The following is a 9,920-nucleotide window of genomic DNA, read 5'->3' as shown; positions in this document are numbered from 1 at the left end:
CCCGCAAAATTCCTGTCCGCGCCGTGCGCGCCGCCCCGACAGTGGTCGTCCTCCCACCCGAAAGGAGCGACCATGGAACGACGCTGGACGATCCTCGCGGTCTGCTGCCTGAGCCTGTTCCTCGTCGGACTCGACACCACGATCGTCAACGTCGGGCTGCCCGCGATCGGCGCGGGCCTCGGCCTCGGCACGCGCGGCCTGGAATGGACGGTCGACGCCTACACGCTCGCGTTCGCGGGGCTGCTGGTCTCGTCCGGCGCGCTGGCCGACCGGTTCGGGCGCCGCCGCGTGTTCCGCCTCGGGCTCGTCGTGTTCGGCGCCGCGTCGGCGGTGTGCGCGCTCGCCCCGGACGCGGCGGTGCTCGTCGCGGCCCGCGTCGCGCAGGGCGTGGGCGCGTCGATGCTGAGCCCGGTGGCGCTCGCGATCGTCGTCAACGTCATGACGGACGCGCGGGAACGCGCCCGCGCGATCGGCGTGTGGGCGGCGGTGTTCGGCGTCAGCATGGCGGCCGGGCCGCTCGTGGGCGGCGCGCTGGTCGCGGCGGCGGGCTGGCGGTCCCTCTTCTGGATCAATGTTCCGGTCGTCGCGGCGGCGCTCGTGCTCACGGCGGTCTTCGTCCCGGAGTCCCGCGCGGAGCGCCCGCGCCGCCTGGACGCCCCGGGCCAGGCGCTGCTGGCGCTCGTCGCGTCCGGCGCGGTCGCCGTGCTGATCGAGGGCCCGCGCGTCGGCTGGGCCTCGCCCGCGGCGCTCACCGGCTACGGCGTCGTGGCCGTCGCGGCGGTGGCGCTCGGACGCGTCGAGACACGCCGCGACGAACCCCTGATCGACCCGCGCCTGTTCCGCCGCCCGTCGTTCGCCGCCGCCGTCGCCGGAGCCGTCGCGGTGTTCGCCGCCCTCGGCGCGACGCTGCTGCTCAACACCCTCTACCTCCAGCACGCGCGCGGCCTCTCCCCGCTCGCGACGGGCCTCGTCACGCTCCCGATGGCGCTGGCGGCGACCGTGTGCGCGCCGCTGTCGGGCGTCCTCACCGGACGGCACGGCCCGCGCCCGCCGCTCCTGCTCGCCGGCGGCCTGCTCACGGCGGGCGCGCTCCCGCTCACGCTGCTCGGCGACCGCACGGACGTCCGGCTGATCGCCCTGGCCTACCTGCTGATCGGCGCGGGCTTCGGTTTCGCGAACGCCCCGATCACCGACACGGCCGTCGGCGGCCTCCCGCGCGCCCGCGCCGGCGTCGCGGGCGGCATCACCTCGATGGCACGCCAGCTCGGCTCGGCCGTGGGCGTCGCCATCGCGGGCGGCCTCGTCGCCGGCGCCGCGCCCGCCCGCCTCGCCGAGGCGACCCGTCCCGGCTGGGCGCTCGTGGCGGGCTGCGGGCTGCTCGTCCTGGTCGTGGCGGTCGTCTCCTCCCTCGACGGCCGGAAGCGCGACCCCGTCGACGGCTCCGCGCGTCAGCCGAGCCGGCGCGCCCAGGCCGTGTGACGGGCGCGCAGCACGGACGCCGTCAGATCGTCCCGCCCGAGACCGCTGTAGTTCGGCACCCACGTCTCCACGCCCGCGCGCGAGTGCTCGGCGGCCCACCGGTCCCACCGCGCCGCCACCCGGACCCCGGCCGCGTCCTCGTAGGCGCGCAGGAAGACGTCGGCGACCGCGCGGCCGTGCAGCAGGACGAGGTCGAGCCGGCACCAGCTCACGTCGACGCCGCGCGGGGCCAGGCAGCCGCTCGTCCAGTCGACCACGCCGGTGATCGCGCCGCCCGTCCACAGGACGTTGCCGGACCAGTAGTCGCGGTGCGTCAGCACCGGCGGCTCACCGGCGAGGTCCGGCGGCAGCCGCACGGACGGCGCGTCAAGGCCCGGCGCGGGGACGGCGTGCAGCCGCGCGAGCGTCCGGGCCAGCCGGACCGCCGCCGCGCCGGGATCGGCGGGACGGATGTCGGCGCGGCCGGGCAGCACGGTGGTCAGCGTCGCGGGCCGGGCGGCGCCGGGGTCGGCGGCCAGCAGGCGCGGGACGAGCCCGCCGAGCCCGTCGAGCGCCGTCAGCACCCGCGCCTCGCGCGCCGCCGCGCCGTCCCCGGCGGGGAACCGGCGCAGGACCATCCGCCGCGTCGCCGTCGCCAGCAGGTGCGTGGCGGCGTGCGAACCGCCCGCGAGCGGCCGGACGACGCGGGCGGGCGGCCGGTCCCCGACCGCCTCGGCCGCCCACGCGAGCACGGCGGGCGAGGGCGCGTCCATGCCGTGAGGGTAATCGGACATGGTCTCATCCCTTGACGGTCAGCAACGGGCGCAGCTCCACGACCGGGACGGCGACCCCGCCCCGCTCAAGGCTGGCGACGACCGGGCCGATGTCCTTGTAGACCCAGGGCGCCTCCTGCTTGAGGTCCCGGCGCCACGCCGCGAGGACGTCCGCCCGGCGCGCGATGCCCGGGGCGCGGTGGTCGAGCGGTGTGACGACCCGGAACTCGTGCAGGAAGGCGTCCAGCTCCGCGTCGCCGGCGCGGGAGGCCGCGCCGCGCGGCACCCGGCGGCCGGCGCCGTGGCACGCGCTGGCCAGTGTCCGCGCCGCGCCGGTGCCGCGCAGGACGTAGCTGGCCGCGCCCATCGAGCCCGGCACGATGACCGGTTCGCCCCACATCGCGTACGGCCCGTCCGCCATCGCCGCGTGCCCGCCGGCCGGGGTGGCGCCCTTGCGGTGGACGACGTGGCCGTCCGCGCCGCGCCAGAGCAGGTTGTGCGGCGCGTCGTACACCAGCCCGGACGCGAAGTCGCCGCACTCGGCGGCCAGCGCGGTCCGCAGCATCAGCGCGAGGAAGAAGCGGTTGCCGACGGCGAAGTTCGCCGCGTTACCGAAGACGTCGAGGTAGTCGCGGCACGCCGCCTCGTCGTCCAGCGGCAGAGGGAACAGCTTGTTGCGCGGTTCCGGCAGGCGCACGGGCCAGCGCGCCTTCGCCCGCGTCAGCCCGGACGCGTTCGCCTGGTGCCCGAGCGACAGCGAGCCGCTGTGCGTCATCGACACCACCTGGCCCGGCCGGAACCCCCAGGCGTACGCGGCCTGACGGTCGTGAACCTTCGCGACGTACTGCAGTTCGGCGAAGTGGTTCCCGCCGCCGACGCTGCCGATGATGCTGTCGTGGCTGGTGCCGCCCGCGCTGCCGATCCAGTCGCGGAAGGCGTCGGCGGTCCGGGTCGGGTAGGACGCGCCGTGGATCCTGCCCGGTGCGGCGTCGCCCGGCCGGACGGCGGCCCACACCCCCGCGTCCGAGGCGCGGCGGACGGAGAGCAGGCCGGGCAGCCCGTCGCGCAGCAGGCCCTCGCGCTGCGCGCCGGACAGGGCGATGCGCCGACCGCCCTCGAAGAAGACGTGCCGGAGGCGGCGTTCCAGGGCGTCCAGGCGGGGCCGCACCCGATCGGCGGTCAGCGACGTCGTCTCCAGCCGCATCCCGCAGTTGACGTCGTTGCCGACGGCCTGCGGGAGCAGCGCGCCGCGCGTCTGCAGGACGGTCCCGATGGGAATTCCGGCGCCCTTGTGGAAATCGGGCGTGAGGACGAGCCGGGTGATCGCCGCGTCGCCGAGCCGCGCGAGCGTGTCGGCGGTCTCCAGGACGGAAAGCGCCTCGTCGACGGCGGCGGGCTCGACGGGCACGTCGGCCCCCGCGCAGATGTCGACGGGCACGCCCCAGGCGTTGGGAAGGGTGAGCCAGGCGTCGTCGGTCCGGACGAGCCGTGGATCCTGGAAGGTCATGATGAACATCCCGATGGCTGCTGGAAAGGGTGCAGGGCACGCCGGTGAAAGGGCGTGCGGAAGCGTCACCGGGAAGGCGGTGACGGAAGTTCCCCGAGGTTCAGCAGCCGCGAGGCGTCTCTCACGCTAGCCCACACCTCTGTCGCGCCCCAACGGGTTTTCCCGGCGCGCGTCAGGAGACGTCGAGGACGGCCTTGCCCGCGATGCGGCGGGCGGCGAGGGCCGCGGCGGCGTCGGCGGCCCGGTCCCAGGAGCCGCGCCAGGCCACCCCGGCGGTGATCGCGCCGGAGGCGTGCAGGCGGGCGAGGCGCGCGAGGTCGTCGGCCAGGTCGCCGACGTCGCCGAACGAGTGGAGGGTGCGGGCGGGCCCGAGCGCGAACGTCGCGTAGGGCGGCAGGACGGCGGGCTCGCCGGACGCCCACCCGATGCTGCGCAGGTCCCCGCCGGGCGCGAGGAGGTTCCAGGCCGCGACGAGCAGCGGCCCGCCGACGTTCTCCAGGACCAGGTCCACGGGTTCGGCGACGCCGTCCAGGCCGACGACGACCTCGGCCGCGCCGAGCGCGGACAGCCCAGCGCCGCGCGCGGCCGACCCGACCGCCGCGATCACGTGGGCGCCGCCGCGCGCCGCGAGCTGCACGGCCATCCGGCCGACGCCGCCGGACGCGCCGGTGATCAGCACGCGGCGGCCCGCGAGGGGGCCGGGCAGGTTGCGCAGCGCGGTGATCCCGGCGAGCGGGACGGCGGCGGCCTCGGCGAGGTCCACCCCAGCGGCGACCTCGGTGAGCGCGCCCGCCGGGACCGCGACGCGCTCCGCCCACGCGCCGGGCGCGAGCGCCATGACACGGGTTCCGGCGGCGGGGCCGGTGCCGTCGGCGGCGGGCCGGACGACGATCCCGGCGGCGTCCGCGCCGAGCACGGTCCCCGGCGGACGGGCCTCGACGCGCAGGTCGCCGTGGTTCACCCCCGCGTGCCGGACGGCGACGACGGCCTCGTCCGGCGCGGGCTCCGGCTCCGGGACGGTCCCCATCCGCATCCCGCCCGGCGCGGCCGGGTCGGTGATCACTGCTCGCATCGCCCCTCCAAAACGGACCATTGGTCCGGTTAATGTTCCGGGTAATATACGGACCGACGGTCCGATTGAGCAACCGAGAGGCGGCGCCGATGCCCGAACGCGCGGACGCCGCGCGCAACCGCCGCGCCCTGCTGCGCGCGGCCGAGGCACTGCTCGCCGAGCACGGCCGCGAGCACGTCTCGCTCGACCGCGTCGCCGCCGCGGCGGGCGTCGGCAAGGGGACGGTCTTCCGCCGCTTCGGCAGCCGCACCGGCCTGTTCCAGGCACTCCTGGAAGAGCGCGCGCAGGCCATCGCCACCGGCATCGCGGGCGGCCCGCCGCCGCTCGGCCCCGGCGCCCCGCCCGGCGAGCGCCTGACCGCGTTCCTGGACGCGCTCGCCGACCTCGCCGCCCGCAACACCGCGCTGCTGGCGGCCAACGAGCGTGCCTGCGCGCAGGACCGGTTCACCGACCCGACCTACCTGCGCTGGCACCGCCACGTCACGGACCTGCTCGCCGAGGCGCGGCCCGACCTGGACGCGGCGTTCTGCGCGCACGCGCTGCTCGGCCTGTTCGACGCCGATCTCGTCGGCCCGCTCACCGCCGACGGCGGCACCGAGCGGTTCCGGACGTCGCTGCGCGCGCTCGCCGAGGCGATTCTTTCCGCTCCGCGGCCCGTGTCCGGATGATCCGTAACCCCGTATCGGGGCATTTCGGAAGCGGTCCTTAACGGACGTCCGAAACTCGCTCGACCGTGTCCTGCCCGGCACACCGCAGTTGGTAAAGCGCTGGCCAAGTATGGCGCGGCGGTGCGGCAATGGCTGCGTCCTTCCCGGAGATTCGAGGCACGAACGGCTTTTCGATCCCTGGAGGTGGCGGTGCCGACCGACACGACCGAAACGACCGGGAACGACCCGGTCACGTGGGACGACGTCCCGTGACCGAGAGCGCCCCGACGTCCGGAATCCGAGCCGAATTCCGGCTCCCGGACCTGACCCTGCCCTTCCCCCCGCCCGCACCCCGCCCCGACGGCGACCGGCTGCGCGCCGAGGCCTGCGACCGGGCGCTGCGCCGGGGCGTCCTCGGCCCGCGCGGCCACCAACGGCTGATGACGGGCCGCACCCTCGACCTCGGGGTGGCGCTCACCGGCGCCGCCGAGCCCGGGCGCGCCCGCGTCGTCCTCGACTGGTTCCTGTGGGTGCTGCTGCTGGACGACCGCATCGACGACGGCCCCTGGGCGCGCGACGGGATGCTCGCCGCGTTCACCGAGTCCGCGCTCGCGATCGTCCGGGGCGTCCCCGACCCGGCCTACCGCGCCCACGACGACGAACCCATGCTCGCCGACCTCGCCGGCGACCTGTGGCCGCGCACCGCCGCGCTCGCGAACGCGGCCTGGCGGCACCGGTTCGGCGAGCACCTGGCCCGCCATCTGTGGGCGCAGTGCGACCAGGTCGAGCGCCGCACGGCGGGCAAGCCGATGGACGTGCGCGGCTACGTCGCGGCCCGCCGCGACCTGTTCGGCGCGGACCTGTTCTTCGACCTCATGGAGGCCGCCGACGGACGCGTCCTCGCCGCGCGCGAACGGCCCGCCGTGCTGCGCGCGAGCGCCGCCGACGTCCTGGCCTGGACCAACGACGTCTACTCGCTGGAGAAGGACCTCGCGTTCGGCGAGCCGGCTAACCTCGTCTGCCTGCTGCGCGACGAGCGCGGCGGGTCCTGGCAGGACGCGGTCGACGCGGCCCACCGGATGATCGTCGAGCGGGCCGGGGAGTTCCGCTCGGCGCGCCGGGCCGCCGACCCCGCCTACGCCGGACGGCTCGCGGACGTCCTCGCCGCCTCGCTGGACTGGCACCGGTCCGTCCCGCGCTACCACTGGCAGGCCGCCGAGCGGGTCGACACGCGCCAGTCGCCGCCGAGCCTGCTGTGGCCGTCGTTCGAGAGCGACCCGTACGCGCTGTACGAGCGGCTGCGCGACGACTTCCCCCTCGTCCGCGACGAACCGCTGGACGCGTGGCTGGTGAGCCGGCACGCCGACGTCCGGGCCGCGCTGACCGAGCCGCGCCTCACCCCGCGCAACTACGCCTGGCAGCTCGCGCCCATGTTCGGCCCGACCGTCCTGCAGATGGAGGGACGCGAGCACGCGGCGCACCGCGCGTTCCTGACCCCGGCGTTCCGGGGGCGGGCGCTGGAGCGGCTGGCGGCGTCGGTGCGCGCGACGGCGGAGCGGCTGGCCGACGACGTCGCGGCGCGGATCGCCGCCGGGGACGACGCCGACCTGGTCGAGGGCTTCACCCGGCGGCTGCCGATCGACGTCGTCGTGCGCGCGCTCGGCCTGCCCGCCGAGGACGCGCCGCTGTTCCAGGAGTGGTACCGCGCCGGGTTCTCCTACCTCGGCAACTACCGGCAGGACCCGGCGACGCTCGCGCGCGGCCTGACCTCCCGCGACGAGCTGTACGCCTACTTGGAGCCGCACGTCGCCGAGCGGCGGGCGCGACCGGCCGACGACCTGCTGTCGGTGCTCTGTACCGTCCGGGTGGACGGCGAACTCCTGCCCGACTCGATGGTCAAGGGGTTCTGCGGCGCGCTGCTCGGCGCGGGCGGCGAGACGACGGACCGGGCGCTGGCGTCGCTGCTGGCGAACCTGCTCGACGCGCCGCACGTCCTCGCCGACCTGCGCGCCGACCCGGGCCTTGCGGGCGCGGTGTGGGCGGAGTCGCTGCGCCGCAACCCGCCCGTCCACGTGGTGCTGCGGCAGGCGGACGGCCCGGTCGACCTGCCGTGCGGGCGCGTCCCCGACGGGGCGACGGTGGCGTGCCTGGTGGGGTCGGCCAACCGCGACCCGCGCCGGTTCCGGGACCCGGACCGGTTCGACCCGCGCCGGAGCGCGGCGGTGGAACGGGAGTTCACCGGCGCGTCCACGCACCTGGCGTTCGGCGCGGGCCGCCACTTCTGCCTCGGCGCGCAGCTCGCGCGGATGGAGGCGGAGATCGCGGTGAACGTCCTGCTGGAGCGCCTGCCGGACCTGCGCTGGGCGGACGGGTTCGCGCCGGTCGAGACGGGCCTGCTGACGCGGGCGCCCGACGAGCTGCTGGTCACCGCGCGCTGACCCGCCCGGGCCGGGCCGTCTCGGGGGCGGCCCGGCCCGGGCTCTAGGAGCGCTTAAGGACGGCCGGGGAGACTTTGGAGCGAGGCAGCACAACCTCGGAACTCCCCGGAGGGTCAGGATGAGCATCGCCGGCGAGCAGGAGCTGCAGCTCCCTCCCGATCCGACCGCCACCGCGGGCCAGGGTCCCCCGCCGATGCGCAGCCGGGTGGCCGAGCTGACCCTGCTGCGCGAGCGGGTCGCGGCCGGGCCGAACGCCAAGGCCACGCAGATCCAGCGCGACAAGGGCAAGCTGACCGCGCGCGAGCGCATTGAGCTGCTGTTCGATCCGGGCACGTTCCACGAGGTCGAGGCCCTGCGGCGGCACCGCGCGACCGGGTTCGGGCTGGAGACCAAGCGGCCCCACACCGACGGCGTGGTGACCGGCTGGGGCCTGGTCAACGGCCGGACGGTCTTCGCCTACGCCCACGACTTCCGGATCTTCGGCGGCGCCCTCGGCGAGGCCCACGCCACCAAGATCCACAAGGTGCAGGACATGGCCGAGGCGGCGGGCGCGCCGATCGTCGGGCTGTGCGACGGCGCGGGCGCGCGGATCCAGGAGGGCGTCACCGCGCTCGCCGGGTACGGCGGCATCTTCCAGCGCAACGTCCGCGCGTCCGGCGTGATCCCGCAGATCAGCGTCATGGTCGGCCCGTGCGCGGGCGGCGCGGCGTACTCGCCCGCGCTGACCGACTTCGTGTTCATGGTCCGCGACATCTCGCAGATGTTCATCACCGGGCCGGATGTCGTGCAGGCCGTCACCGGCGAGGTCATCAGCCACGACGGGCTCGGCGGCGCGGACGTCCACGCGACGTCCTCGGGCGTCGCGACGTTCGCCTACGACGACGAGGAGTCGTGCCTCGCCGACGTCCGGTACCTGCTGTCGCTGCTGCCGTCCAACAACCGGGAGGCGCCGCCCGCCGACGCGGTGCCCGCCGACCCGGCGGACCGGCGCACCGAACGGCTGCTGGACCTCGTCCCGGTCGAGTCCAGCCGCGCCTACGACATGCGCGCGGTGATCGCCGAGATCGTGGACGACGGCGAGTTCTTCGAGGTCCATCCGCTGTGGGCGCCGAACGTGGTGTGCGCGCTGGTGCGGATCGACGGGCACCTGACGGGCGTCGTCGCGAACCAGCCGCTGCACCTGGCCGGGGTGCTGGACATTCCCGCGTCGGAGAAGGCGGCCCGGTTCGTCCAGTTCTGCGACGCGTTCAACATCCCGCTGGTGACACTCGTGGACGTCCCGGGCTTCCTGCCGGGCGTGGACCAGGAGCACAACGGGATCATCCGGCACGGGGCCAAGCTGCTGTACGCGTACTGCAACGCGACCGTCCCGCGCGTCCAGGTGATCCTGCGCAAGGCGTACGGCGGGGCGTACATCGTCATGGACTCGCGGTCCATCGGCGCCGACCTGTCGCTGGCGTGGCCGACGAACGAGATCGCGGTGATGGGCGCCGAGGGCGCCGCGAACGTGATCTTCCGGCGGGAGATCACGGCCGCCGCCGATCCCGAGGCCGTCCGGCAGATGCGCATCGCCGAGTACAAGACCGAGCTGATGCACCCGTACTACGCGGCCGAGCGCGGGCTCGTGGACGACGTCATCGACCCGGCCGAGACGCGGTCGGCGCTGGCGGGCGCGCTGGCGATGCTGCGGGCCAAGCACCGTCCGCTGCCGGCGCGCAAGCACGGGAACCAGCCGCAGTGACGCCGGAGATCCAGGTCGTGCGGGGCACGGCGGACGCCGCCGACCTCGCCGCGCTCACCGTCGTCCTGCTGGCCCTGCGCCGCCGCGCCGCGACCGGCACCTCGCCTTCGCGCCGGACGCCGCGCGCCGTCTGGCGTTACGGCGATCCGGGCTACGTCCCCCCCACCGCCTGGGCCGCCCCCTGACGCACCCCCGCACGCGAACGGCCCGCCCGCGTGACCGCGAGCCCAGGCGCGCGTCACATGCCGCGCACCGTGCCCGCGCCACCGGGCCCGCGCCACCGG

General features: G+C 76.0%; 8 protein-coding genes. 5 read left to right on the top strand and 3 right to left on the bottom strand.

Annotation, left to right across the window (positions count from 1 at the left end):
* Positions 1 to 72: 72 nt before the first annotated feature.
* Positions 73 to 1,479 (top strand): MFS transporter, encoded by a 1,407-nt coding sequence (locus GQ466_RS24660; protein WP_161105407.1) that lies wholly within the window; start codon positions 73 to 75, stop codon positions 1,477 to 1,479.
* Here GQ466_RS24660 and GQ466_RS24655 read toward each other — a convergent pair.
* From GQ466_RS24655 to GQ466_RS24645, 3 genes are all read right to left on the bottom strand, one after another.
* Entirely contained in the window at positions 1,449 to 2,252 is an 804-nt protein-coding gene (locus GQ466_RS24655) for a phosphotransferase family protein (RefSeq protein ID WP_161105406.1), read from the bottom strand. The two genes, GQ466_RS24660 and GQ466_RS24655, sit on opposite strands and share 31 nt — an antisense overlap.
* A 4-nt stretch (positions 2,253 to 2,256) precedes the next feature.
* Complete coding sequence (locus GQ466_RS24650) at positions 2,257 to 3,738, bottom strand: RtcB family protein (RefSeq protein WP_161105405.1); 1,482 nt, start codon at positions 3,736 to 3,738, stop codon at positions 2,257 to 2,259.
* Positions 3,739 to 3,910: 172 nt separating this feature from the next.
* The gene (locus GQ466_RS24645; protein ID WP_161105404.1) at positions 3,911 to 4,810 is read right to left on the bottom strand and encodes a zinc-binding dehydrogenase; all 900 of its coding nucleotides are present in this window, start codon (positions 4,808 to 4,810) and stop codon (positions 3,911 to 3,913) included.
* Between the two features lie 89 nt (positions 4,811 to 4,899).
* Here GQ466_RS24645 and GQ466_RS24640 point away from each other — a divergent pair, with 89 nt between their 5' ends.
* The 4 genes from GQ466_RS24640 (at position 4,900) to GQ466_RS24625 (ending at position 9,821) form a co-directional block, all read left to right on the top strand.
* A complete protein-coding gene (locus tag GQ466_RS24640; protein WP_161105403.1) occupies positions 4,900 to 5,478 on the top strand; it encodes a TetR/AcrR family transcriptional regulator in 579 nt (192 codons plus the stop codon).
* Between the two features lie 248 nt (positions 5,479 to 5,726).
* The gene (locus tag GQ466_RS24635; RefSeq protein ID WP_161105402.1) at positions 5,727 to 7,895 is read left to right on the top strand and encodes a cytochrome P450; all 2,169 of its coding nucleotides are present in this window, start codon (positions 5,727 to 5,729) and stop codon (positions 7,893 to 7,895) included.
* A gap of 193 nt (positions 7,896 to 8,088) precedes the next feature.
* Complete coding sequence (locus GQ466_RS24630; RefSeq protein ID WP_202421091.1) at positions 8,089 to 9,636, top strand: acyl-CoA carboxylase subunit beta; 1,548 nt, start codon at positions 8,089 to 8,091, stop codon at positions 9,634 to 9,636.
* Positions 9,633 to 9,821, top strand: a complete 189-nt coding sequence (locus tag GQ466_RS24625; RefSeq protein ID WP_161105400.1) for an acyl-CoA carboxylase epsilon subunit — start codon at positions 9,633 to 9,635, stop codon at positions 9,819 to 9,821. The genes GQ466_RS24630 and GQ466_RS24625 overlap by 4 nt, the downstream gene beginning before the upstream one ends.
* The last annotated feature ends 99 nt before the right edge of the window (positions 9,822 to 9,920 follow it).

The sequence above is a fragment of the Actinomadura rayongensis genome (assembly GCF_009831215.1).
In the GTDB taxonomy this organism is placed as follows: Bacteria; Actinomycetota; Actinomycetes; order Streptosporangiales; family Streptosporangiaceae; genus Spirillospora; species Spirillospora rayongensis.
This window is presented reverse-complemented; position numbering and strand designations above follow the sequence as displayed.